The 24,655-nt window shown below is 41.1% G+C and carries 24 protein-coding genes; 22 read left to right on the top strand and 2 right to left on the bottom strand.

What is annotated here, in order from left to right:
* Positions 1–47: 47 nt before the first annotated feature.
* The 19 genes from H7T99_RS01365 (at position 48) to H7T99_RS01275 (ending at position 15,452) form a co-directional block, all read left to right on the top strand.
* Positions 48–788 carry a hypothetical protein gene (locus H7T99_RS01365; RefSeq protein ID WP_037601005.1) on the top strand — a complete coding sequence of 247 codons (741 nt, stop codon included), beginning with the start codon at positions 48–50 and terminating at the stop codon, positions 786–788.
* A 95-nt stretch (positions 789–883) separates the two neighbouring features.
* Positions 884–2,020, top strand: coding sequence for a radical SAM family heme chaperone HemW (gene hemW / locus H7T99_RS01360; protein WP_013990758.1), 1,137 nt, complete (start codon positions 884–886; stop codon positions 2,018–2,020).
* Entirely contained in the window at positions 2,021–2,764 is a 744-nt protein-coding gene (locus H7T99_RS01355) for an acyl-ACP thioesterase domain-containing protein (RefSeq protein ID WP_037601009.1), read from the top strand.
* A 1-nt stretch (position 2,765) separates the two neighbouring features.
* The gene (locus H7T99_RS01350) at positions 2,766–3,539 is read left to right on the top strand and encodes a TIGR01457 family HAD-type hydrolase (protein WP_037601011.1); all 774 of its coding nucleotides are present in this window, start codon (positions 2,766–2,768) and stop codon (positions 3,537–3,539) included.
* A complete protein-coding gene (locus H7T99_RS01345) occupies positions 3,529–4,173 on the top strand; it encodes a TIGR01906 family membrane protein (protein WP_037601014.1) in 645 nt (214 codons plus the stop codon). The genes H7T99_RS01350 and H7T99_RS01345 overlap by 11 nt, the downstream gene beginning before the upstream one ends.
* An 8-nt stretch (positions 4,174–4,181) precedes the next feature.
* The gene (locus H7T99_RS01340) at positions 4,182–4,916 is read left to right on the top strand and encodes a PHP domain-containing protein (protein ID WP_037601184.1); all 735 of its coding nucleotides are present in this window, start codon (positions 4,182–4,184) and stop codon (positions 4,914–4,916) included.
* Between the two features lie 161 nt (positions 4,917–5,077).
* A complete protein-coding gene (locus H7T99_RS01335) occupies positions 5,078–6,001 on the top strand; it encodes a phosphodiester glycosidase family protein (protein WP_037601015.1) in 924 nt (307 codons plus the stop codon).
* Positions 5,982–6,371, top strand: coding sequence for a hypothetical protein (locus H7T99_RS01330; RefSeq protein WP_037601018.1), 390 nt, complete (start codon positions 5,982–5,984; stop codon positions 6,369–6,371). Before H7T99_RS01335 ends, H7T99_RS01330 begins: the two co-directional genes overlap by 20 nt.
* A 750-nt stretch (positions 6,372–7,121) precedes the next feature.
* Complete coding sequence (gene hisC, locus H7T99_RS01325; RefSeq protein ID WP_037601020.1) at positions 7,122–8,174, top strand: histidinol-phosphate transaminase; 1,053 nt, start codon at positions 7,122–7,124, stop codon at positions 8,172–8,174.
* The gene (locus H7T99_RS01320) at positions 8,171–9,151 is read left to right on the top strand and encodes an ATP phosphoribosyltransferase regulatory subunit (protein WP_037601023.1); all 981 of its coding nucleotides are present in this window, start codon (positions 8,171–8,173) and stop codon (positions 9,149–9,151) included. The genes hisC and H7T99_RS01320 overlap by 4 nt, the downstream gene beginning before the upstream one ends.
* Positions 9,144–9,794 (top strand): ATP phosphoribosyltransferase, encoded by a 651-nt coding sequence (hisG, locus tag H7T99_RS01315; RefSeq protein WP_037601026.1) that lies wholly within the window; start codon positions 9,144–9,146, stop codon positions 9,792–9,794. Before H7T99_RS01320 ends, hisG begins: the two co-directional genes overlap by 8 nt.
* Entirely contained in the window at positions 9,791–11,074 is a 1,284-nt protein-coding gene (hisD, locus tag H7T99_RS01310; protein ID WP_037601029.1) for a histidinol dehydrogenase, read from the top strand. Before hisG ends, hisD begins: the two co-directional genes overlap by 4 nt.
* A gap of 19 nt (positions 11,075–11,093) precedes the next feature.
* Entirely contained in the window at positions 11,094–11,678 is a 585-nt protein-coding gene (gene hisB, locus H7T99_RS01305; protein WP_008534357.1) for an imidazoleglycerol-phosphate dehydratase HisB, read from the top strand.
* The gene (gene hisH / locus H7T99_RS01300) at positions 11,675–12,283 is read left to right on the top strand and encodes an imidazole glycerol phosphate synthase subunit HisH (protein ID WP_008534358.1); all 609 of its coding nucleotides are present in this window, start codon (positions 11,675–11,677) and stop codon (positions 12,281–12,283) included. Before hisB ends, hisH begins: the two co-directional genes overlap by 4 nt.
* A 47-nt stretch (positions 12,284–12,330) precedes the next feature.
* Entirely contained in the window at positions 12,331–13,050 is a 720-nt protein-coding gene (gene hisA, locus H7T99_RS01295) for a 1-(5-phosphoribosyl)-5-[(5-phosphoribosylamino)methylideneamino]imidazole-4-carboxamide isomerase (protein ID WP_037601187.1), read from the top strand.
* A gap of 1 nt (position 13,051) precedes the next feature.
* A complete protein-coding gene (gene hisF / locus H7T99_RS01290; protein WP_037601033.1) occupies positions 13,052–13,810 on the top strand; it encodes an imidazole glycerol phosphate synthase subunit HisF in 759 nt (252 codons plus the stop codon).
* Entirely contained in the window at positions 13,807–14,145 is a 339-nt protein-coding gene (hisI, locus tag H7T99_RS01285; protein WP_037601036.1) for a phosphoribosyl-AMP cyclohydrolase, read from the top strand. The genes hisF and hisI overlap by 4 nt, the downstream gene beginning before the upstream one ends.
* A gap of 8 nt (positions 14,146–14,153) precedes the next feature.
* Entirely contained in the window at positions 14,154–14,468 is a 315-nt protein-coding gene (hisE, locus tag H7T99_RS01280; protein WP_002884043.1) for a phosphoribosyl-ATP diphosphatase, read from the top strand.
* Between the two features lie 207 nt (positions 14,469–14,675).
* Positions 14,676–15,452, top strand: a complete 777-nt coding sequence (locus H7T99_RS01275) for a hypothetical protein (RefSeq protein ID WP_080702555.1) — start codon at positions 14,676–14,678, stop codon at positions 15,450–15,452.
* A gap of 135 nt (positions 15,453–15,587) precedes the next feature.
* Here the strand turns inward: H7T99_RS01275 and H7T99_RS01270 are convergent, their stop codons facing one another.
* Together H7T99_RS01270 and H7T99_RS01265 are read right to left on the bottom strand one after the other, a co-directional pair.
* A complete protein-coding gene (locus H7T99_RS01270; RefSeq protein WP_037601039.1) occupies positions 15,588–16,271 on the bottom strand; it encodes a DUF4956 domain-containing protein in 684 nt (227 codons plus the stop codon).
* Positions 16,264–17,043, bottom strand: a complete 780-nt coding sequence (locus H7T99_RS01265; protein ID WP_037601043.1) for a polyphosphate polymerase domain-containing protein — start codon at positions 17,041–17,043, stop codon at positions 16,264–16,266. The genes H7T99_RS01270 and H7T99_RS01265 overlap by 8 nt, the downstream gene beginning before the upstream one ends.
* Before the next feature lie 323 nt (positions 17,044–17,366).
* On the opposite strand from H7T99_RS01265, the gene H7T99_RS01260 reads away from it, so the two are divergent.
* The 3 genes from H7T99_RS01260 to H7T99_RS01250 all read left to right on the top strand — a co-directional run bounded on the left by H7T99_RS01260 (position 17,367) and on the right by H7T99_RS01250 (position 24,476).
* Positions 17,367–18,665 (top strand): carbohydrate-binding domain-containing protein, encoded by a 1,299-nt coding sequence (locus tag H7T99_RS01260; protein WP_037601045.1) that lies wholly within the window; start codon positions 17,367–17,369, stop codon positions 18,663–18,665.
* Between the two features lie 33 nt (positions 18,666–18,698).
* Positions 18,699–19,721 (top strand): glycosyltransferase, encoded by a 1,023-nt coding sequence (locus tag H7T99_RS01255; protein ID WP_037601048.1) that lies wholly within the window; start codon positions 18,699–18,701, stop codon positions 19,719–19,721.
* 273 nt (positions 19,722–19,994) lie between these two features.
* Positions 19,995–24,476, top strand: a complete 4,482-nt coding sequence (locus tag H7T99_RS01250; RefSeq protein WP_037601051.1) for a glycoside hydrolase family 70 protein — start codon at positions 19,995–19,997, stop codon at positions 24,474–24,476.
* The last annotated feature ends 179 nt before the right edge of the window (positions 24,477–24,655 follow it).

The raw sequence follows: 24,655 nt of genomic DNA, 5'->3' as shown, positions 1-24,655 counted from the left end.
TGATTTTTGTAACAAAAAATATATAATAGACATATAGAAAGAGGTTTATGAAAATGAAAAGAAAAGTTATCCGTGTTTGCTCACTTGTATTGTTGTCAGTTGCTGTTTCTACAACCCTTGTTGGATGTAGCTCTAAGTCAGAACAAGACACTGCATCATCATCTACAACGTCAACTTCTAAAGTAGTGAAGTCATCTGCAAGAACAAAAACTTCTGAAAAGAAGTCTGATAAAAAGGCTAAGACAGAAGCTTCAGCTTCAAAGGATTCTCAAGGTCAAGAAGAAGCGAGTGCTCCTGAAGCTAGCTCTTCAAAAAATCAAGCCTCAGCTGGAAATGATGCTCAAGCAGGGACAAATAGTAGTGCTGCTTCTGAGTCAAACAAGTCTAGTCAAGCAACAGCTGATACCCAAAGTGATGCTCCTGTCCCAGCAGCTTTGGTAGGAACTTGGACTGGTACGAGTCCTCAAGCAACAGACATTAGTTTTACAGTTGATGCTGATGGCAACATCACTTCAAAGGCAAATTTCAATGTCGATTACGAACCCTATCGTCAAAGCTCTACAACTGCAACAGCTGTTCAAATTTCTGGTAATCTCTACGTTTGGGAGGGTGGCGATTTTTCTACCTTGCTTCCTGGGATTACAGGAATAGGGGGAGCTGGTTTCCAAGCTAAGCCTGGCTTTATTCTTGAAAATGGAACTTACACGCCAGTTCAATTTATCTCTGACTTGGGACCAACCTTTGATTATAGCAACTATAATGCTTTCCCATTCTCATTAACAAAATAAAGTATAGAAGCTATCTGAAGAGATGGCTTCTTTTTTGGCTCAAACTCTTATCATTCGAGGTCTCATTTCTGCTTAAAAAATGGTAGAATAGTTACATGCAAACAAAACCAACGTCAGCCTATGTGCACATTCCATTTTGCACACAAATTTGTTATTATTGTGACTTTTCCAAGGTCTTTATTAAAAATCAGCCCGTTGATGACTACCTACGGGCTTTGATTCGTGAGTGGGAGCTTTTAGATATCAAGGAGCTTCGCACCCTTTATATTGGTGGTGGGACACCGACAGCTATTTCTGCGGAGCAATTGGACTACCTTTTAAGCAATCTTCAGAAAAACTTGGATTTGTCTAAGTTGGAGGAGTTTACCATTGAGGCCAATCCTGGGGATTTGACGGTTGATAAGATTGAGGTGCTCAAAAAATCAGCTGTTAATCGCGTATCTTTAGGGGTTCAGACCTTTGATGACAAGCACTTGCGTCAAATTGGTCGCAGTCACAATCAGGCACAGATTTACGAAAGTATTGATAGCTTAAAGGCTGCTGGTTTTCATAATATTTCTATTGACCTCATTTATGCACTACCTGGTCAAACCATGGATCAGGTCAAGGAAAATGTGAGAAAGGCACTGGAACTGGATATTCCACACCTAAGTCTCTATAGTTTGATATTGGAACATCACACGGTCTTTATGAATAAGATGCGTCGAGGTAAGCTCAATCTCCCAACGGAGGACTTGGAAGCAGAGATGTTTGACTATATTATCCAAGAGTTGGAAAACAATGGTTTTGAGCACTACGAGATTTCAAACTTTACCAAACCTGGGATGGAGAGTCGTCACAATCTCATGTATTGGAATAATGATGAGTATTATGGTGTGGGTGCTGGAGCCTCTGGTTATGTCAATGGTGTTCGTTATCGCAATAGAGGCCCTATCCAGCATTACCTAAAGGCTATAGCTGAGGATGGCCATGCTAGACTTCACGAAGAACATCTGACTAAGGCGGAGATGATGGAAGAGGAGTTCTTCCTTGGTTTGCGTAAAAAGTCGGGTGTGTCTATTAAACGTTTTGAAGAGAAGTTTGGCTTGTCATTCGCGGATACTTATGGAGACATTGTAAAAAAACTACAGGAAGATGGGCTCTTGGTCAAGGATCCAGAGGTGGTTCGTATGACAAAACGAGGACTCTTTCTGGGAGATAGTGTCGCTGAGCAATTTATCTTGGAGGATTAGATGGGATTGAAATTTAGCATTCCTTACCAGATTCCGTTTTATGAGACGGATATCACGCATCAGGTGAAGTTACCACATTTATTGGCTTTTTCATTGCAAGTATCTGGTATGCAGTCAGAGTCTCTGGGTAATACGGATAAGGAAGTTTTTGATAAATATGGTCTAGTTTGGATTGTGACAGACTATGCGATTGAGATTGACCGTTTGCCTCGTTACAATGAAAAGGTGACCATTACAACGGAAGCCGTTTCCTATAATAAGATTTTTTGTTACCGTAATTTTTACATCACGGATGAAACTGGTCAACAAATCATGCTCTTTAAGACTACTTTTGCTCTTATGGATTATGAAACGCGTAAGGTAGCCGAAGTGCCAGATGAGGTGGTAGCACCTTATGGGGCTGATAAGATTAAAAAGTTGCTTAGAGGGCCTCGTTATAAGGCTTTGGAAAATCCAATTGATACGCTTTATCGAGTGCGTTATTTTGACCTAGACATGAATGGTCACGTTAATAATAGCAAGTACTTGGAGTGGATGTTGGATGTTTTCGATTTGGACTTTTTGACCAAGTATACACCAGCCCATATTGACCTCAAGTATGTTAAGGAAATTCATCATGGATCAGAAATTTATTCAGGTTACGAGTTTGACCAAGAAAGTTTGAGCAGTCAACACCAGATTTGTGTGGATGGCAATATTCATGCTCAGGCTATTATCCAATGGAAAGAAATAGGAGACGAGTAGGATGACATATAAAGGTTATTTGATTGATTTAGATGGAACTATTTACAAGGGGAAGGACCGCATTCCTGAGGGAGAAGCCTTCGTTAAGGAGTTGCAGAAGCGTCAGATTCCCTATCTTTTTGTGACTAATAACAGTATGCGTACACCAGAGATGGTCCAAGAGCTTTTGCGTAATCAGTGCGAGTTGGAAACGCCTCTTGAGACCATTTACACAGCTACTTTGGCGACAGTTGACTACATGAACGATATGAATCGTGGCAAGACGGTTTATGTTATCGGTGAGACTGGGCTTAAATCTGCAATTGCGGAAGCGGGATATACGGTAGATGAGGAAAATCCTGCCTATGTTGTGGTGGGCTTGGATCGTGAAGTCACTTATGAAATGTTGGTAAAGGCAACTCTTGCTATCCACAAAGGGGCTATATTTATTGGAACTAACCCAGATTTGAATATCCCAACAGAACGTGGTCTTCTTCCAGGTGCTGGTTCCCTCTTGGCCCTTATTGAGGCGGCTACCCGTGTGAAACCAATCATTATCGGTAAGCCTAAAGCTATTATCATGAATAAGGCTCTTGAAATCCTTGGGACAGAACGTAGCCAAACTATTGTGGTTGGTGACAATTACTTGACTGATATTACAGCGGGCATTAAAAATGACTTTCCAACACTACTTGTGACAACTGGCTTCACCAAGGCGGAAGAGGTTGCAGGTCTACCTGTCAAACCAGACCACGTACTTGCTAGTCTAGCGGAGTGGGATTTTGATGCGAACTAAGATTGAAGCTGTACTGACTCCGATTTGGCTCCTGGCCCTGTCTATCCTAGTGACGATTTATCTGGCATGGGGATTCTATTATTTTGATATTGACTGGATGCATCTTATGGACTATGTCATTATCGGAAAGACGGAGCTTTGGCATAATTTCAATGTCCTCATGCAGTACCTGACCTTTCCTTGGGTTGGTCATCTGGCCATGCCTGATTTTCCATCGTCGGAGAGTGGGCTAAAGCATTTTCATGATGTCAAGTGGCTCTTTCATTTGGTACAGGGGCTTGTTATTCTACTGGCTTATCCCGCAGCAACTTCTCTTTGGCGAAATGTGAAGAAGGGCACCTTTGGTCTTTATCGTAGGCTTTATCTGAGTCTGGCTGTTTTGCCAATTCTTATAGGGACTATAGGACTATTTCTTGGTTTTGATGAGTTTTTCACGCTCTTTCATGAAGCCCTCTTTCCTGGAGATAGCAGTTGGCTCTTTAATCCAATCTTGGATCCGATTATCAACGTTTTACCAGAAGAGTATTTCCTTCAATGTTTTGTGATTTTCTTTATTATTTATGAGGGGTTGATGGTGAGTTTGACCTGGTTGGCCCATAAGCAGCTTACAATGTATTTGAAAAATAAGGAGTAGTTATGTCTATTCGTGATAACCATTTGCATACCCATCATTCCTATGATTCGGATGCGAACTTTACTGACTATTTGACACATTTTGATGGCGAAATTGTAACGACTGAGCATTACGATCTCTCTAATCCTTATACCAAACAGGACGATGTGCCCGAGTACGAGGCTTATAGTCACGAAATCGAAAGTCTTAACCTCAAGTATGGCAATCGTATTAAACGTGGCATCGAGATTGGTTATTACCAGCCTAGAGAAAGCGATATTTTAGACTTTTTGGATGGGAAGGACTATGATCTCAAACTGCTTTCTGTTCACCATAATGGGGTCAATGATTATCTTGATGATGAGGTAGCTGATATGGACAAGGCAAGCATTATTCAAGAGTATCTGGACAAGTTGGAGTACGCTATTGGTCGTGTGGACGCAGATGTTCTGGCCCATTTTGACTATGGTTTCCGCCTGTTTGACGTGACTATTGATGAGTTAAAAACCTATGAGGAGCAGCTCAAACGTATTTTCCAGAAAATGATTGCTAATGATTTGGCTTTTGAGCTGAATGCAAAGAGTATGTATCTCTATCATCACGAAGATCTTTATCGTTATGCCTTGGGCCTTGTTAAGGATCTGGGATGTTGCAAGTATTCTATCGGCTCTGATGGGCATAAGTTAGAGCATTTTCGTCTGAACTTTGATAAGATTCTGGTGCTCTTGAGAGAATTTGATATTACTGAAGATATGATTATATAGCAAAGATGGCTTCAACTGAAGCTGTCTTTTTCTTAAGGAAAACTTAAAGGAAAAGCGTGGTTGTGGGATTTATAGAAGATTTTAAGCTTTGCTTGTTATGCTAATGTCAAGTAAAAGGAACTTATGGTTTCAATCTTATCTTTCAAAATTGGAGGTCTTCTATGAAATTTCTCAAAAGGCATGCCTATGCCTTACTCTTTACCCTTTTTCTGATGGGGGCAAATGTCTACTCTCTCTTAAAGGTCTTTGTCATCCCTTCTGCGGTGTCGACGGTTTCAGCCAATACGACTAGCTCAAGCACAGCTTCGTCGACAGCATCTACCAGCACTGGTAAGGTGACTAAGACGGATACAACTTACAAAGATGACAACATGGATATCAAAATCACAACAGGTAAAACTAGTGATACCACTTACTATGTGGCAGATATCAAGCTTTCAAGTGCAGATTACCTTAAAACGGCTTTGGCACAAAATACCTATGGGACCAACATCACCGAGACTACTTCAAGTATTGCCCAGCAAAATAATGCTATCTTTGCCATAAATGGTGACTATTATGGGGCTAATCAGTCAGGTTATGTGATTAAGAATGGTCAAGTCTATCGTGATACTGATCGAAACAGTGATTACGAGGACCTTGCCGTTTACTCAGATGGTAGCTTCAAGACCTTTAAGGAAAGCGATACAACGGCTCAAAAATTGGTTGATTCAGGTGTGGTGAATACCTTTGCCTTTGGTCCAACCTTGGTTGAAAATGGCAAGGTAGCTGTATCAGAAAATGAAGAGGTTGGTCAAGCCATGGCTGACAATCCACGTACAGCTATCGGCGTTATCGAAGAGAGTGACGGCAGTGTGCACTATATTGTCATTGTCTCTGATGGTCGTACCAGTGAGTCGTCAGGATTGACTCTTTATGAAATGGCAGAGTTGATGAAATCTTATGGTGTGACGACAGCCTATAACCTTGACGGTGGTGGCTCATCTACCATGTACTTCAATGGTCAAGTCATTAACAAGCCAACCACAAACGGAAACAAGATCTCAGAAAGGGCGGTGAGTGATATTGTTTACATCGGTTACTAAAAAATCAGCTAGCAAACACTTTTTCACCTACATCGGTCTAACCATTTTTAGTCTAGTCTTTACCTTTGTTTATGAACGCTTTTCTTATGGCGAATCATCCATGTTTATGCGCATGATGTTCTTTGCACCATTGGCTGGAGCACTTATTTATCTACTTACTGGACTGGGGATGTCTTGGGTGAGAAATCGTGCCTCAAAACTTCTCTTTAATTCAGCCATCGCTGTTGTCGCTAGTGCTTGTTTAGTTAAAGGCATTGTTGAAGTCTCAGGACGTACAACTAGTGTAGATATGCCCTATTGGTATGTGGCAGCTGGACTACTTTGTTTGAGTCTCCTAACGGGATTTATCAGACCTAAAAGACTGGCTTAACCATGAGAGCTTGGAGCTGTGCTTCAGGCTTTTTGTCTTGCTTTGAAAAATTATTTAGGATAAATATACAAATTATATTATGAAGAAATGATTTCAATTTGGGAAATAGTAGAAAGAAATTGTCATAAAAAATAACTGAGCAAGATTTTTTGTGATAGGAATTTAGATAGAACGAGATCTTCTGTAGTGATGAAAGTACTTGAAAAAAGTAGTGGTTTCCAGTTAAACTATCACAGTCAGAAGTCTCTTTAGGGATCCACTTGGTTTGTAAAAAGATACCGCATCAACTTTTTATTTATTTGAACTCAATTTCACAGCAGTTTGTTTTGGCTATTAAATATACAAGGAATTCAAGTTTTTATAAAAATATACAAAAAAGACTTGCTTTGTTCTGAATTTTTAGGTAAAATGAACTAAAATCTAAATCGTTGATAGAAAAAGTCAGATCGTTTCACAGAGAATGCGGGAAGCTGAGAACGCATGAGATCAAAGACGACACATTCTTGAGAGCGTATGCGAACTCTGGATGACAGTAGTGTACGACGGGTGGTTCCGTTAGAGACTAGGAGTTACAAGAGAGATTTTGTGACTTCATGAGGAAGAGGGGGCGACCCCTGTTCGAATTAAGGTGGAACCACGTGCCAACGTCCTTGCAAAAGTTGTTTTTGTGAGGGCGTTTTTTGTTACCCTTGCTTTTAGCATTTGTAGCTAGTAGTACAATTGGTCGGAGTTGAACAGAAAGGATAAACTATGGAAATCAAAGGATTACGAAAGATTGAACCCTATGTAGCGGGTAGTCAGCCTGCTGAGAAAAATATCATTAAGTTGAATACTAATGAAAATGCCTATGGACCAAGTCCAGCAGTCCATCAAGCTTTAGCATCCTTTGATGTCTATCAGTTACGCAAGTATTCGACTTTGGATCAAGCAGCTTTACGTCAGGCTTTGTCTGAACAGTTGGGTGTGCCTGCCGATCAAGTGATTATCGGAAATGGCTCAGACGATATCCTGTCAATGGCTTTCCTAGCTTTCTTTAATAGCGAGGAAGAAGTTTTGTTTCCAGATTTGACCTATGGTTTCTACAAGGTTTGGGCAGATTTGTACCACATCCCTTTTAGAGAAGTGCCTTTGAGCTCTTCGTTTGAGATAGCTACTCAAGATTATCTGGAGGAAAATGGTGGGATCGTCCTTACTAATCCGAACGCGCCAACAGGTATTTGTAAACCGCTCGATCAAATTGAGGAGATTGTAAAGGCTAACCAGTCGGTTGTTGTGATTATTGACGAAGCCTATATTAACTTTGGTGGGGAGACGGCCTTACCACTCCTAGAAAAGTATGACAATGTGTTTATCACTAGGACCTTTTCTAAGGATGCCTCCCTTGCTGGTCTGCGTGTCGGCTATGGCATCGGAAGTCCTAAACTAATGGCTGTAATCAATGCCGTCAAAAATTCGGTCAACCCCTATAATGTGGATAGCATTGCGGAAGTCTTGGCGACTGCAGCGGTTAAGTCATGGGACTACTATGAGGACACTTGCGCAAAGATTATGGCAACACGTGACTGGTTTAGCCAAGAATTGCAGGCGATTGGTTTTGATATCCTACCTTCAAAAACTAATTTTGTTTTGGTCAAACCTCACGGAGTGACTGCAGGTCAATTGTTTGACTACCTCCAAAGTAAGAAAATTTATGTCCGTTATTTTCCAAAAGTGGAGCGTATTTCAGACAGACTACGCATTTCTATTGGGACGCAGGATGAGATGGAGCACGTATTAATGACAATACAGGAGTTACAAGCATGAAAAAAACGACATTAGCCTTAGGAATGCACGATAAACTTTTCAAACGTGCCCGTACCATGTATCAGATTGAACACCGTATCTGTGACTTGTTGATGACAAAGGGCTTTCTTCGGATTGAGACACCAACCTTAGAGCATTTCGAAGTCTTTAGTGATCTTGTGGACAATGGAAACTATAATTTCTTTGACAAAAATGGAGATCTTGTTAGTTTACGTCCTGATATTACCAGCCAAATTGGGCGTGTGATTGCTTCGACTCAAGTTCATACACCGATCAAATTTTCTTACTCTGGAAAAGTCTTTAACTACAATGAGGAGATGCGTGGCTTGTCCAATGAGCATACGCAGGCTGGTGTGGAAATCATTGGTTTTCCAGTTCATCAGGCATTGGAAGAAGCAATAGCTTCTGCTAAAGAGGCTCTAGATGCTGCAGGGGTCAAAAATTACAAGTTTGAATTTTCACATGCCCGCCTCCTACAACTCATTTTTGAAGAATTAAACCTTCCAGCTGTAAAAGAAGCAGAGTTGGCGGCCTATATCCGTGACAAATCGATCACCGGTCTTAAGGAGTTCACCAAAGAAAATCCAAGTCAATATGACAAGGTCTTGGAGCAGTTACCCTTCTTGTTTGGTGAGACAAATGCTGTCTTGACCAAGGCTAGACAGTTAACAGACAGTGAAGCCTTTTTGACGGCCTTGGATAGTTTGGAAGTTTTAACTAATCGTTTATCAGATAGTCTCCCAGAGACGACGCTTGATTTGGCTCAATTGCCAGCAGTGCCTTACTACACGGGCATGATGTTTAAGGTCTTCGGTGACAAGGTACCAGATGCCTTTGTATCAGGTGGCCGTTACGATAAACTATTTGAACGCTTTGGAGCTACCGAGTTAACAGCGGTTGGCTGGGCCATTGATATCGACTCAGTTTATCAAGCAGTACATGACGATGTGGAATTTGGAGGTGACTTGGATGACTAGCAATCAAATCACAATTGCCTTGACCAAGGGACGTATTGAGAAAGATACGGTTAAATTACTGGAAAAAGCTGGCTTTGATATGTCTTTCATGGCCGATAAAGGACGTAATTTGATTTTCGAGAGTCCTGACAACCGGTTCCGTTTTCTCTTGGTCAAAGCTCCAGATGTGACTACCTATGTTAGACACGGCGTCGCAGATATTGGGATTGTCGGTAAGGATGTTTTGGTCGAACATCCGACAGGCTATTTGGAAATGTTAGACCTTAATTTTGGTCTTTGTAAATTCTCTGTAGCATCAACAGGAGACTATAACCCTGATGACCATAAACGTAAACGTATTGCGACCAAGTATCCAACCATTGCTACGGATTATTTTAATCAAAAGGGTGAGGATGTCGAGATCATTTCGATTCAAGGGAGCGTTGAGATTGCCCCCGTCATTGGTCTAGCAGATGCCATTGTCGATATTGTAGAAACTGGGAATACCCTTGTTGCAAATGGCCTAAAAGTTTATGAAGATATTTGCCGTATTTCAGCACGAATGATTGTGAACAAGGCTTCTTTGAAAAATAACAAGGAAGTCCTGCCATTCATTCGCAAGATTGAATCACTTGTAGGGAACGAGGAGGTACCGTTCGAATGAAACGATTAACTGGAACAAATAAAGAAATTGCTGAGCTTCTTTATCAGGAGCAATTGGAACTTTCAAAAGAAAATAGAGACGTTGAAAGCACGGTTCAAGCCATTATTGAGGATGTCAAAAAACGAGGAGACGAGGCCCTTCGTGACTATTCAGCTAAATTTGATAAGGTTGACTTGACTGATTTTGAGGTTGGACAGGATTTGATTGATCAAGCCTTTAAAGAGATTGATCCAGAGGTTTACCAAGCCCTAGTTAATGCCAAAGAAAACATTGAATCTTACCACAAGCATCAGTTGGAGGCTGGTTTTGAGGACCAACCAAGTGAGGGTGTTATTCGTGGTCAATTGATTCGTCCCATCAATCGTGTAGGTGTTTATGTGCCTGGAGGAACTGCGGCTTATCCATCATCAGTTCTTATGAATGTCATCCCTGCTAAAATTGCTGGGGTTAAAGAGATTATTATGATTACGCCGCCACAAGAACACTTTGTTCCTGCAATTCTAGTAGCCGCAAAATTGGCTGGTGTGGATAGCATTTACCAAGTCGGTGGGGCTCAAGGGGTTGCGGCCTTGGCTTTTGGTACAGAAACGATTCCAAAGGTTGACAAGATTACAGGTCCCGGAAATATTTTCGTAGCGACTGCTAAGAAGCAAGTTTACGGTATTGTCGGTATTGATATGATTGCAGGACCATCAGAAATCGGTGTTATTGCTGATAGTAGTGCTAATCCAACCTATGTGGCAGCCGATCTCTTGTCTCAAGCAGAGCACGATACACGTGCACGCGCCATTTTGGTAACAGATTCTCAAGCCTTGGCTGATGCAGTTGAAAGTGAGATTGAACGTCAACTCAAGCTTTTGCCACGTGAGGCGATTGCTCGTCCATCTATCGAAAATAACGGCCGAATTATTATTGCCAATGATACAGATGCTATGTTTGAACTCATGAACTTGGTTGCGCCAGAACATTTGGAAATTGCTATGGACAAGGCCTATGATTACCTAGAAAAAGTGGAGAATGCTGGTTCCGTCTTTCTTGGTCACTTTACCAGTGAACCAATTGGTGACTACTATGCTGGTGCCAATCACGTTCTTCCAACGACAGCAACCAGCCGATTTTCATCAGCTTTAGGTGTGCACGATTTTGTCAAACGTATCCAATATACGCAGTATGACAAAGCAGCAGTCAATAAGGCTCAACACGATATCACAACCTTGGCTTACGCGGAAGGTTTGCAGGCCCACGCTAAGGCTATTGAAGTCAGAAACGACAATAATTGAGAGAGTAGAGGAAGAAGTTATGAGACAAGCAGAAATTGAACGTAATACCTTTGAAACCAAAATTAAGTTAAGCCTCAATTTGGATGCTCAAGAACCGGTAGATATTCAAACAGGTGTCGGATTTTTTGACCACATGTTGACCTTGTTTGCCCGTCACGGCCGTATGTCTTTGGTGGTGAAGGCTGATGGCGACCTTTGGGTTGATAGTCACCACACCGTTGAAGATGTCGGTATTGTCCTTGGTCAAGCTCTTAAAGAGGCCTTGGGCGATAAAGCAGGTATCAATCGTTATGGAACGGCTTTTGTACCTATGGATGAAACCCTTGGAATGGCAAGTTTAGACTTGTCTGGACGTAGCTACTTGGTCTTTGATGCTAGTTTTGATAATCCAAAATTGGGTAATTTTGACACAGAATTGGTAGAAGAATTTTTTCAAGCCTTGGCTTTCAATGTTCAGATGAATCTCCACCTCAAGATTCTCCACGGAAAAAACAATCACCACAAGTCAGAAAGTCTCTTCAAGGCAACAGGACGTGCCTTGCGTGAGGCTATCACAGTTAATCCTGATATTCATGGTGTAAACTCAACAAAGGGGATGCTATGATTATCGTCATTGATTACGATGCGGGGAATACCGCCAATGTTTTGCGTGCCCTTGAAAAGATCGGTGTGACTGCAGAATTGTCTGCCGATAAAGAAAAAATCCTAGCTGCAGATGGTTTGATTTTGCCTGGTGTGGGTGCTTATCCAACAGCCATGGCAGAGCTTGAGCGAAGAGGCTTGGTAGCTGTTATCAAAGAGGCCGTCGCACAGGGAGTTCCACTTTTAGGAATCTGCTTAGGCATGCAGATTTTAACGGAAAAAGGACTGGAACATGAGGAAACAAATGGTCTTGGCTTTATTCCAGGTGTTTGCCGTGCTATTCCAGCCAGCAAGGAGCAACCTGTCCCACATATGGGGTGGAATGATTTGGCTGTTAAGCAAGCCAGCCCTTTGACAGATGGTTTAGACGGCCAAGCTGTCTACTTCGTTCACAGTTATTTCACGGATGTCCCTAGCCAATATATTGATGTTACCGCAGATTATAGTATCGAGGTGCCAGCCATGATTCATAAAGACAATGTTTATGGAGCTCAATTTCATCCCGAAAAATCAGGTGATATTGGTTTAGGTATTATTGAACAATTTGTAGGTTTATGCAAAGCCTAAAAGCTCTTGAGAGCAAAGTTTTTCACTTAGAAAGGATGGTAGGGGAGATGCAAATTCTACCAGCAATTGATATAAAGGATGGACAGGCAGTTCGTCTCTTCAAAGGAGATTTCAACCAACAAACCATTGTTAATCCAGACGTTATTGAGCAAGCAAAGACCTTTAAGGATGCGGGCATTCAATTTATTCACGTCGTCGACTTGGACGGTGCCCTTGATGGTCGTGCCACTAACCGTGACTTGATTGCAAATGTCAAGAAGGTTTCTGGACTTGGCATCGAAGTTGGTGGCGGTATCCGTACCTTGGAGCAGATTCGTGATTATTTGGCAGTTGGCATCGACCGTATCATTATCGGTTCAATGGCCGTTAAAAATCCTGACTTCGTTAGAGCAGCTTTAGAGGAATTTGGTGCTGATAAAATTGTCGTAGGTATTGATGCTAAGGCAGGATTTGTCGCTACTGAAGGCTGGTTGGAAACCAGCAATGTGGACTATATTACCTTGGCCAAGGAAATGGAAAAGATGGGCGTAACCCTCTTTGTCTATACTGATGTTGATCGAGATGGCACACTGACAGGACCCAATCTTGATCACTACAAACGTTTGGTATCTGAACTCACAACCGCCAAAGTCATCGCTTCCGGTGGGATTGCAGAAGTAGCCGACTTAGATCACCTACAAGAGATTGGTGTGGCAGGAACCATTGTCGGTAAAGCTTACTATAACGGCAATATCACATTAGACCAACTCAAGTCTTTCGGAGGTTAATATGCTTAAAAAACGTATTATTCCTTGTTTGGATGTCAAGGACGGTCGTGTCGTTAAGGGGGTTAATTTTGTGAATCTGACAGATGTTGGTGATCCTGTTGATTCTGCACGTGCTTACTATGAGGCTGGCTGTGATGAACTCGTTTTCCTAGATATCACAGCGACTTCAGACAATCGTGAAACAACGGTTGACATGGTGCGACGCGTTGCCGATCAGGTCTTTATCCCCTTCACAGTTGGTGGTGGTATCCGTTCAGTTGAAGACATGAACAAGATGCTCAAAGCCGGTGCTGACAAGGTTGCGGTCAATTCCTCAGCCCTTGCCAACCCGCAGCTAATCGCTGATTGTGCCCAAAAATTTGGGAATCAGTGTGTAGTGGCTGCGATTGATGCTAAAAAGATGGCTGATGGGAGCTGGCATGTTTTTGTGGCGGGTGGCCGTAAGGATACAGGTAGGGACCTCATCCAATGGGCTCAAGAAGTCGTCGCCTTGGGGGCTGGAGAAATTCTCTTAACCAGCATGGACAAGGACGGCACTAAGTCTGGTTTTGATTTGGAAATGCTAAATCGTGTGGCGGAAGTCGTTGATGTTCCGATTATCGCTTCTGGTGGTGCGGGAAATATTGAGGACATTGTAGAGGTCTTTGAAATGACAACAGCGACTGGTGCACTAGCAGCCTCTATCTTCCACTTTGGTGAGGTAAATATAGGCGAAACCAAACAAGTCTTGGCAAATGCAGGAATTGAGGTGAGACGATGACAGAGGTTAAACTTGATTTTGATAAACAAGGGGGACTTGTACCAGTCATTGTGACAGACTACAAGACGGGACAGGTGCTCATGTTGGCCTATATGAATGAGGTGTCCTATCAGTTGACCCTAGAGACCAAACAAATGCATTACTGGAGCCGTTCTAGAAATGAGCTTTGGCATAAGGGAGCCACATCTGGTCATTTCCAACATGTTAAAAGCATCAAGACTGACTGTGATCAGGACACCTTGCTTATCGCCGTGGAACAAGAAGGAGCAGCCTGTCATACAGGAGCCTACAGCTGTTTCTTTACGGATATATATAATGACAGACAAGACAGATAGGAGTAGCTATGTTAGAAACACTTTATAAGGAAGCCTTAGATCGTAAAAAGAATCCCAAAGAAGGGTCTTATACCAATTATCTTTTTGACAAGGGGCTAGACAAGATTCTTAAAAAGGTTGGCGAAGAAGCGACAGAAGTTGTGATTGGGGCCAAAAATGCTGATAAAGAAGAAATTGCCAACGAGACAGCAGACGTCCTCTATCACCTAGCCGTTATGCTCGTTGAAACAGGGGTCAGCCCTGAAGACGTTGAAGCCGTACTTAAAGCACGTCAGGGCAAGCAAAGCAATGTCCATGACCGAAAAGAAGTAACGGATTATTGAGGATTATCTCAACTGATTGAGACTAAAAAGAAATGCCTGAAGTGATGATTCAGGCTTTTTTGCTAGAGGAATTCTAATGATTTTGTCCCTCTAACTACCATGAGAAAGCGCTTTAAAATGCTATAATAGGAGTGAAGAAAGCTCGTTTTATTTGAAGGATTTGGTGTGCTTATTTATACAAATCATTGAGGAAAGGAAAGATGTCCTATGAAGAAAAATACTCCTAATATTTTAAAGCTTTCTCGCTTAGCTATTCTTCTCCTTTGTTCTATTCTTTTAGTTCGTTGCACAGTGCTACTTCCAAATGCTTACTCAAAAGCCAGGGAAAAAACGCAAAAAATCTTGGCTCATAATGGTTTTAAGGGAAAGGTCCAAGTTAAGAATATCAAAAAGGTGATTCTAGATAGTGCAGGCATTTATGTCGATTATACCTATTCAGAGGAAACCTACGACAATCAAACTATATCATTAGATTCAAAAATTACTTTTAATCTTGACTGGACAGTTAATGGTGAAGAATATGTGACCCCAAGTCATTATTGGGAAAGCTACTTACAACAAAAATCTGTAAAAAAAGAAGAGCAGAAACTCTTTAAGGAGCTTAAGAAGCAATCTTTAGGCCTTGATATCGAAGATTTCTCCTTCAGAGATCATACTACGATAGATCAAGAGGCTGGTAATCGTAAAAAGCATCTAGCTGAGGAAAACCGTAAAAATGGCAAGCATGATTTTTATGGATATTATCAAATTCCATACCAAACAATGATTGAAGAACACCTTGTCACTATGGAAATAAAAGTACATGACTCAAAAAATATTAGCAAGAAAGATTTAAAAGAGGCAGCAACTAAACTGGATGCTAGCAAGTTTCCAGACGGAGAGTACGAATTTTATTTTTTCACAACTGATGAAGATAATTACAATCACATTAGCTATACCTTTAATATACAAGATGGTAAGGTTGTCCAAGATGAAGATGATTAGCAGATATTTTACTTTCTGCCGATAATCTCGCACTCCATACTGGCGGCATAGAAGTATAGGTAATAGCTAAGTGAAAACACTAACCTCAAAACATGCAAAAACATCTCCAAAAACTAGTTGGAGATGTTTTTTATCTTACAAATTCTTTTTCTTTTTAGCTTTTTTGGTTAGGGCAAGGTCACAATTTTCAATACTTGAGATAAGGTGATTCGTCAATTGGAAGTCATCCACTTGGGGATTCAAGTCCACTTCGTAGACCAGTTGCATGCTCTCGCCCCCACCAGTGGTGTTAAGAGAAATCAAGTCACATTCGCTGGTGAAATTGAGCAATGTTTTAGTGATTTTTTGATCAATCAAGTCTTGGTAGGAGACGTTAATGGTCAGGAGCCTACGACGTTGGTTGTCGGTACGACTTTGACGATTTTCCAAAAGAAGCCAAACAGCTAAAAGAAAGACGGTAAAGAGGACGGCCAGTAGCAGATAGCCTGTTCCAGATGCCAGACCGATAATCATGGCCATGAAGACGGCGATTAGCTCCCTGGAACCACTAGTCGCTGAACGAAAACGAATGAGACTAAAGGTCCCCGCCACGGCGATAGAGGTCCCCAAACTACCATTGACAAGGAAGATAACTAGGGTCATCAAGCATGGAAGTAGGGTCAAACTGATGACAAATTCTCTGGTGTAGAGGGTTCGATATTTGTAAGTCCAGGTCAAGGCCAAGCCTAAAACAAGGCTGACCAGTAAGGCCAGCATGAGTTGAAGAGGACTGGCAGTTGCAGTCGCATCATTAAAGATAGAATTGAAGAGATTAGACATAGGCAGCAGCTCCTTTTTCTTGAACTGGATGTGGCCCGTAATCTAGACCTTGAGACTTATGATAGGCACAGCTGTATTTTGAGAATTTCTGCTCTTCCAAACCATGTTTGTCTAAGATAGCTTGAAGCCAGTCTGGCTTTTGACCAGGTGCCTTGATTTCCATGATAATCGTATCTTCATCAAGAAGGGGAAACCCATGATTTCCCTTGAAGAGACTGACGTCTTCATCACGGTAAGTCAAATTTTGGTCAAGAGTAACACGAACTTTATTGTAGGCATAGCCTTGGATAGTCTCTTTTTCTTTCATTGAAAAACGGTCGTAGTAGATATACATACGAGGTTTGAGACCTTCATCATAACGCTGGCGTAACTGATGAATGTCTTGCAAGAGCTGACGATCGGTGATTTGGCTATGATTCTTACCGTCTGTCATCAAGTTAGTGATGGCAAGCGGTGTTGAAACGAGACGAAACTTATGACCGATTCCCTCCTCATCTTTAGCTTTGACCTCTAGAAAGACCTTGCTATCAATTTGGGGATTGGCTAGGTAGGTACGCATGCGGATTTTCTCTTGACGATGATTACCATCAAGGGCATCTTGGATGACATCAAAATTATCCGTATCAAAGTAAATATTTGAAATGGTAGATGTCGGATAATCATCTTCTACCAAATACTCCTTGAGATCAGCGAGCAGGTCTTCAAGATTGTCCTTTGAGACCACATATTTTGTTTCAATACGTTTAAAACGTGTTTCCAATTGTTTAACCATGAAAAAACTCCTTTTATAGATAAGATACAAAGCCGTAAAGCAACTCCCAGGAAAATAGGGAATCTGTTGCAGGAACATCTATTTCCAAACAGTCGACTTATTGTTTTAATTCTTTTTTTATAGTAGAAAAGTTGAGAGCAAATGTATTATTTCTATAAAGCACTTACTTGCTCGCCTATTAGTCTATGGAACTTTTCTGAAAGAAGTCCTAAGCTAAACTTTCACCAAACTTAACTTAAGAAAAGTTTTAGTTAACCTTCAGAAATGTTTTAGGGAAGTTCCGTAAACTGTAATCATCAAAACGAACCCGAGAGGAAAAATATATGAAATCAAAAAAACTAAAAAAATGGACAACTTTAGTAACCTGTGCGACAGCCCTAACAGTCATGGCAGCTTGTAGCCAATCAAACAGTCAAGCAACGGGGACGACGTCAAGCACGACATCAAAAACAAGTGCTGTAACCGCAACAACTAGTAAGAAAACGACTAATAACAACAGCAACTATTTCACTTCAAAAGACCCGGACACATCTTATGATGAAAGTTCTGCCTCTAAGATTAAGTTATCAGGCTCATCTGCGGATGTTTCAGGTGATGGCGTAACGGTATCAGATTCAACCGTAACCATCTCCAAAGCTGGGACTTACGTCATTTCTGGAAAATCTGATGGTGTGCAAATCAAGGTGGATGCTGGGGATTCAGATGATGTCCATATTGTTCTAGATGGTGCTACCATGACAAATACAAATGCACCAATCAACGCTACAAAAGCCGGGCATGTCTACCTAACGCTTAAAGATGGAACCACTAGCACCCTCTCTGATTCAAGTTCTAATAGTGATGAAGATGCGGATGCCGTGATTTTCTCTAAGGGAGATTTGACCATTAATGGGTCAGGTACTCTAAACATTGATGCCAAGAAAAACAATGGTATTAAAGCAAATGACAGTCTTCATATGAATGGGGGTACCTATAAGATTACCTCAGTCGGTGATGCCTTCAATGTCAACGATGAACTTAATATCACAGGAACAACCATGACCATTGAAGCGAAAGAAGATGCCGTTAAGGTCGACAATGATGACGACACATCAGTAGGTACCATGTATCTGTCTGACAATACCATGACTATCAAGGCTGGTGACGACGGTATTCATGCCTCAGGTGACCTGATTATTGATAGCGGTACTTACAAAGTTGAAAAATCAACCGAAGGTATCCAAGGAAAATCTGTGACTATTAATGGCGGAAATATCGATGTCTATGCGACAGATGACGGTATCAATGCTGCTAATAGTAATGCCAGTCAAAGTGAGGTTTTCTTCAAGATGACTGGTGGAACCCTAAATGTTGAGGTTGGCGAGGGCGATACAGACCCAATTGACTCTAACGGCGATATTATTGTATCGGGAGGAACGATCAATTTGACTGGTCAGTCTGGCTTTGACTTTGATGGTACAGCGACCTATACCGGTGGTGACATTACTATCAATGGTGAAAAACAAACTAAGATTGAAAACTCAATGCCTGGTGGGGGTGGCCCTCAAGGTGATGGTGGTCCCCAAGGTGATGGTGGTCCCCAAGGTGGTGGGCAACCAGGTGGCTTTAGCGGAGGTCACTAAAGAATCATAGGATGAAACAGAAAGGAAGTGCCTATGTATATTATTATTCCAGCTTATGAACCAGATACTCGCCTGATTCAGGTGGTTCAAGATATTACTTTAAAACTCCTTAAATCACGCATTATTGTTGTCAATGATGGGAGTGGTCCACGCTATAACGACTATTACGATGAAACAGCTCTTTTTGGAGCTACGGTCCTTAAACACCCGATTAATAAAGGAAAAGGAGCTGCTCTAAAGACTGCTTTCGCTTATATCCAAGAAGAAGTGGTCAGCCAACATCTGTCAGCTCAACCTATAGTAACAGTTGACAGTGATGGTCAGCATCTGATTAAGGATATTGTCCGTGTAGTCAAGGCGACTGAGGAAAATCCAAGCCATCTTATCTTGGGTGCGCGTGCCTTTGTTGGTAAAGTGCCAGCACGAAGCCGCTTTGGAAATAAAGTGACTGCGGGGCTCTTTCGTCTAGTAACTGGTCAGAAGGTAACGGATACCCAGACGGGGCTTAGAGGCATGTCAACGGACCTGATTCCATGGTTGCTTAATCTAGATGGCAATCGTTTTGAGTACGAGTTTAATATGTTGCTTGAAGCCAAAAAGTCAGGCCATCAAATCTCTGAAGTCCCTATCGAGACCGTTTATCTGGAGGAAAATAAAAGTTCGCACTTTCGGCCCATTCGTGATTCCATCCGTATTTACAGCCCTTTTTTAAAGTTCTCTGGCACGGCCGTTTTGGCCTCAGTCATTGATGCAACAGCCTTATTTGTGCTCTTTGCCTTGACGAAGAATCTGCTCCTTTCGGTCGTGCTAGCTCGTGTGATTTCGGCTTCCAGCCAGTGTCTACTGAACGCCAATGTGGTCTTTAATCCGACAAGCTCCCTCTTTAGGTCGAGTGTTCGCTACTTTATGTTGGTCCTGGTCCTCTTGGCCTGTAACTATTTCTTACTTAGTAGTCTAGTTGCTATTGGTTTAGGCTTGGTTCTGGCAAAACTAGTTACAGAAACCTTGCTCTTTTTAGTTAGCTACAGGGTCCAACATAATGTGGTTTTTGCTTAATAGCTGACTTGAAAATCGCTAAGTGATTGAATAGAGATAGCTTATTCACCTCTCGATTACTTCTAAAAATTTTCCTAAAAAATAGAAAAAACTACCGTTTTCGACATTCGGTAGTTTTTAATATTTATCGAAATGTTGTTCAATTTACATTATGATTAAAAAGTTAAAAGGGCTGATAAAGTTTCCAAATGCTTAAAAAAAATATGCTATAATGAAATTGTTTGAATTATGTAGATTTTTATTCAAACGAGGAAAATGAAATGAGGACCGAAAATGGGAAAAAAGGTACATTATAAGCTTCACAAAGTTAAGAAGCAGTGGGTGACGATTGCCGTCACTTCGGCAGCACTTGCCTCTATCGTAGGTGGTGCTACAGTAGCTAATCAAAAGGTTTCAGCCGATGAAACAACGAAACCAGTTGCCTCTACGACAGCTGAAAGCGATGTTGTGGTAGAAACGCATGAAGTAGCCGCTCCTGAAGCAACTGCTACGACAGATGCGACAGCAGTAACAACTGACAAGGCTGCTGATACTACAACAGTCGAAACTCCTGCGGCAGTAACCACTGCAGCAGACACCACTACTAATACGGCAGCACCAGCAGCAACTGATCGTGCAGCAGTAGCAAATGGTGCGACAACAGAAACACCAGCTGCAACTTGGACTGCGACAGATACAACGCTTACAGTAGCTGAAAAACCAAAATCTGGTGTTACTGAAAAAGAAGAAACAGCAGCACTCTCTTTGGACAACATCAAACAAGTTGATGGTAAATACTATTATGTCAAGGAAGATGGTTCATACAAAACAAATTTTGCTGTTTCAGTTAATGGCCAGTTGCTTTACTTCGGTAAAGACGGTGCTTTGACAAGCACATCAACACACTCATTCACACCAGGTACAACTAATCTAGTTGATGCTTTCTCTTCACATAATCGTGCTTACGATTCTAAGAAAGAAAGCTTCGAGTTGGTAGATGGATACTTGACACCAAACAGCTGGTATCGTCCAGTCACTATTTTGGAAAATGGTGAAAAATGGCGTGTATCAACTGAGAAAGACTTTCGTCCACTTTTGATGGCATGGTGGCCTGATGTAGATACACAAGTTGCCTACCTCAATACTTTCTCTAAACACTTTAACCTTAACGCAACTTATTCAACCAGCCAAAGTCAATCTGAATTGAATGCAGCTGCTAAGACAATTCAAATTAAGATTGAACAAGAAATTTCAGCTAAAAAATCAACTGAATGGCTTCGTCAAGCAATTGAGTCTTTTGTAAAAGAACAAGACCAGTGGAATACTACAACTGAAAACTATACCCTTGCTGACCACCTTCAAGGGGGAGCTCTTCTTTATGTCAATAATGACAAGACACCTTGGGCAAATTCTGATTACCGTTTGCTTAACCGTACACCAAGTAACCAAGATGGTTCTCTAAATGGTACAGGAAGATATTTGGGTGGTTATGAATTCCTACTTGCCAATGACGTTGATAACTCAAATCCAGTTGTGCAAGCTGAGCAGTTGAACCAAATTCACTATCTTGTGAACTGGGGATCAATTGTTATGGGTGATAAGGATGCTAACTTTGATGGTATCCGTGTTGATGCAGTTGATAATGTTGATGCAGACCTTCTCCAAGTTTATACAAACTACTTCCGAGCAGCCTTTGGTGTGGATAAATCTGAAGCCAATGCACTCGCTCACATTTCTATCCTTGAAGCTTGGGATTTAAATGATAATGCTTATAATCAAAAACATGATGGTGCAGCCCTTGCCATGGATAATAACCTTCGTTATGCAATTATGGGTGCACTTTATGGATCAGGCTCTTCATTGAAAGATTTGATTACTAGCAGTTTGACAGACCGTACAAATAATAGTAAGTATGGAGATACACAAGCTAACTACATCTTTGCGCGTGCTCATGATAACCTTGTTCAAGATATCATTCGTGATATCGTTCAAAAAGAGATCAATCAAAAATCAGATGGTTATACCATGACTGATGCTGAATTGAAACGTGCCTTTGAAATCTATAATGAAGATATGAAGAAGGCAGAAAAACGTTATACTATTAACAATATTCCAGCTGCCTATGCTTTGATTCTTCAAAATATGGAGCAGGTAACTCGTGTTTATTATGGAGATCTTTATACGGATAACGGCCAATATATGGCTACCAAGTCTCCTTACTACGATGCTATCACAACGCTCTTGAAGAACCGTATGAAATATGTTTCAGGTGGACAATCGATGAAAGTCGACACGTTCAATGGAAAAGAAATCTTGTCATCTGTTCGTTACGGTAAAGATATTATGACTGCTGACCAAACTACGGGTGTAGCAGAAACAAGTAAACATTCTGGTATGTTGACACTTATTGCCAATAATCAGGATTTCTCACTGGGTGATGGTACGTTGAAAGTTAACATGGGTAAACTTCATGCTAACCAAGCCTACCGTCCATTACTTCTTGGTACTGATAAGGGAATTGTCACTTACGAGAATGATGCAGCTGCAGCTGGAAAAATTAAATACACCGATGCTGAAGGGAACTTGACTTTCAGTGGAGATGAAATCAAGGGATATCGAACTGTTGATATGAGAGGTTATCTTGGTGTTTGGGTACCAGTAGGTGCGCCTGATAACCAAGATATCCGTGTTAAAGGTTCAGATAAGAAACTTGACAAGACATTTTCTGCTACTGAAGCATTGGACTCACAAGTTATCTATGAAGGTTTCTCAAACTTCCAAGATTTTGTTGAAAAAGATAGCCAATATACTAATAAATTGATTGCAGAAAATGCAGAACTCTTCAAGTCATGGGGAATCACATCATTCGAGATGGCTCCTCAATTTGTATCGGCTGATGACCGTACCTTCCTTGATTCTGTTATCCAAAATGGCTATGCCTTTACTGACCGTTATGACCTTGCCATGAGTAAGAATAACAAATACGGTTCTAAAGAAGATCTTCGTGATGCCCTTAAGGCGCTTCACAAGCAAGGTATTCAAGCAATTGCTGACTGGGTTCCAGATCAACTTTACCAATTGCCAGGACAAGAAGTTGTAACAGCAACACGTGCTAATAGTTATGGTACTCCAAAGGCCAATGCTTATATCAATAACACTTTATATGTTGCAAATTCTAAATCATCAGGTAAGGACTTCCAAGCTCAATATGGTGGTGAGTTCCTTGATGAGCTCCAAAAGAAATATCCACAGTTGTTTGAAGATGTGATGATATCAACTGGTAAGAAGATTGATCCATCTGTTAAAATCAAGCAATGGTCTGCTAAGTACATGAATGGTACTAATATCCTTGGTCGTGGTAATCGTTATGTTCTCAGCAACGATGCTACTGGTCGCTATTATCAAGTTACTGATAATGGCATCTTCTTGCCAAAACCTTTGACAGACCAAGGTGGTAAGACAGGTTTCTACTATGATGGTAAGGGTATGGCCTACTTTGATAATAGTGGTTTCCAAGCTAAGAATGCTTTCATTAAATATGCTGGAAATTACTATTACTTCGATAAAGAAGGTTATATGTTGACTGGTCGTCAAGATATCGATGGTAAGACTTATTTCTTCTTGCCAAATGGTGTACAGCTTCGTGATTCTATTTATCAACAAGATGGTAAATATTATTACTTTGGTAGCTTTGGTGAGCAATACAAAGATGGTTACTTTGTATTCGATGTACCGAAAGAAGGTACTTCAGAAACAGAAGCTAAATTCCGTTATTTCTCACCAACTGGAGAAATGGCTGTTGGCTTGACTTATGCTGGTGGAGGATTGCAATACTTTGATGAAAATGGCTTCCAAGCTAAAGGTACTAAGTATGTGACTCCAGATGGGAAACTCTACTTCTTCGATAAAAATTCAGGTAATGCCTATACAAACCGTTGGGCAGAAATCGATGGTATCTGGTATGAATTCAACGATCAAGGCTATGCACAAGCTACGAAGGGTGAATTCTACACAACTGATGGCTCAACATGGTTCTACCGTGATGCAGCTGGTAAGAATGTGACAGGTGCCCTTACTTTGGACGGTCACGAATACTACTTCCGTGCAAATGGTGCCCAAGTTAAAGGTGATTTTGTTACTGAAAACGGTAAGATCAGCTACTACACTGTAGATAATGGTTACAAGGTTAAAGACAAGTTCTTCGAAGTAAACGGCAAGTGGTACCATGCTGATAAGGATGGTAACCTCGCCACAGGTCGTCAAACAATTGACCACCTTAACTATTACTTCAATGCTGATGGAAGCCAAGTCAAATCTGATTTCTTCACTCTTGATGGTGGTAAGACATGGTACTATGCCAAAGATAATGGTGAAATCGTGACAGGTGCCTATAGCATTGGCGGTAAAAACTATTACTTCAAAGAAGATGGTAGCCAAGTTAAAGGTGACTTTGTGAAGAATGCTGACGGTTCACTTTCATACTATGATAAAGATTCAGGTGAACGTATCAATAACCGTTTCTTGACAACTGGTAACAATGTTTGGTACTACTTCAAAGATGGTAAGGCTGTAACAGGACGCCAAAATATCGATGGTAAAGAGTATTACTTTGATCATTTGGGACGTCAAGTTAAAGGTAGCCCAATCAGCACACCAAAAGGAGTGGAATACTACGAATCAGTTCTTGGAGAACGTGTGACAAACACATGGATCACTTTCCAAGACGGTAAGACTGTCTTCTTCGATGAAAATGGTTATGCTGATTTTGATAAATAATCAATCAATCTAATCTTAATCTGAGAGATTAAGTGAAAAACGATATGATTTGACATGAATTTATAGGTGAAATTTCTTGAAAACGAGAATCGTTTAAAGAAATTTTGCCTTTTTTTGCTCCTTAAAGAAAAAAATCTGACAAATATCAATTTTGAGTCAGAATCGTTGTAAAAGCCATT

The organism is Streptococcus sp. 17.1, from assembly GCF_016648655.1.
GTDB classification, from domain to species: domain Bacteria; phylum Bacillota; class Bacilli; order Lactobacillales; family Streptococcaceae; genus Streptococcus; species Streptococcus salivarius_E.
The sequence above is the reverse complement of the archived record's forward strand: the minus strand, read 5'-3'. Positions and strand labels throughout refer to the sequence as shown.

Bases quoted from the DNA above. Each gene is read 5' to 3' on its own strand.
- H7T99_RS01365 (WP_037601005.1), top strand. From the start codon at position 48: ATGAAAATGAAAAGAAAAGTTATCCGTGTTTGCTCACTTGTATTGTTG.
- hemW (WP_013990758.1), top strand. From the start codon at position 884: ATGCAAACAAAACCAACGTCAGCCTATGTGCACATTCCATTTTGCACA.
- H7T99_RS01355 (WP_037601009.1), top strand. From the start codon at position 2,021: ATGGGATTGAAATTTAGCATTCCTTACCAGATTCCGTTTTATGAGACG.
- H7T99_RS01350 (WP_037601011.1), top strand. From the start codon at position 2,766: ATGACATATAAAGGTTATTTGATTGATTTAGATGGAACTATTTACAAG.
- H7T99_RS01345 (WP_037601014.1), top strand. From the start codon at position 3,529: ATGCGAACTAAGATTGAAGCTGTACTGACTCCGATTTGGCTCCTGGCC.
- H7T99_RS01335 (WP_037601015.1), top strand. From the start codon at position 5,078: ATGAAATTTCTCAAAAGGCATGCCTATGCCTTACTCTTTACCCTTTTT.
- hisC (WP_037601020.1), top strand. From the start codon at position 7,122: ATGGAAATCAAAGGATTACGAAAGATTGAACCCTATGTAGCGGGTAGT.
- H7T99_RS01320 (WP_037601023.1), top strand. From the start codon at position 8,171: ATGAAAAAAACGACATTAGCCTTAGGAATGCACGATAAACTTTTCAAA.
- hisG (WP_037601026.1), top strand. From the start codon at position 9,144: ATGACTAGCAATCAAATCACAATTGCCTTGACCAAGGGACGTATTGAG.
- hisD (WP_037601029.1), top strand. From the start codon at position 9,791: ATGAAACGATTAACTGGAACAAATAAAGAAATTGCTGAGCTTCTTTAT.
- hisB (WP_008534357.1), top strand. From the start codon at position 11,094: ATGAGACAAGCAGAAATTGAACGTAATACCTTTGAAACCAAAATTAAG.
- hisH (WP_008534358.1), top strand. From the start codon at position 11,675: ATGATTATCGTCATTGATTACGATGCGGGGAATACCGCCAATGTTTTG.
- hisA (WP_037601187.1), top strand. From the start codon at position 12,331: ATGCAAATTCTACCAGCAATTGATATAAAGGATGGACAGGCAGTTCGT.
- hisF (WP_037601033.1), top strand. From the start codon at position 13,052: ATGCTTAAAAAACGTATTATTCCTTGTTTGGATGTCAAGGACGGTCGT.
- hisI (WP_037601036.1), top strand. From the start codon at position 13,807: ATGACAGAGGTTAAACTTGATTTTGATAAACAAGGGGGACTTGTACCA.
- hisE (WP_002884043.1), top strand. From the start codon at position 14,154: ATGTTAGAAACACTTTATAAGGAAGCCTTAGATCGTAAAAAGAATCCC.
- H7T99_RS01275 (WP_080702555.1), top strand. From the start codon at position 14,676: ATGAAGAAAAATACTCCTAATATTTTAAAGCTTTCTCGCTTAGCTATT.
- H7T99_RS01270 (WP_037601039.1), bottom strand. From the start codon at position 16,271: ATGTCTAATCTCTTCAATTCTATCTTTAATGATGCGACTGCAACTGCC.
- H7T99_RS01265 (WP_037601043.1), bottom strand. From the start codon at position 17,043: ATGGTTAAACAATTGGAAACACGTTTTAAACGTATTGAAACAAAATAT.
- H7T99_RS01260 (WP_037601045.1), top strand. From the start codon at position 17,367: ATGAAATCAAAAAAACTAAAAAAATGGACAACTTTAGTAACCTGTGCG.
- H7T99_RS01255 (WP_037601048.1), top strand. From the start codon at position 18,699: ATGTATATTATTATTCCAGCTTATGAACCAGATACTCGCCTGATTCAG.
- H7T99_RS01250 (WP_037601051.1), top strand. From the start codon at position 19,995: ATGGGAAAAAAGGTACATTATAAGCTTCACAAAGTTAAGAAGCAGTGG.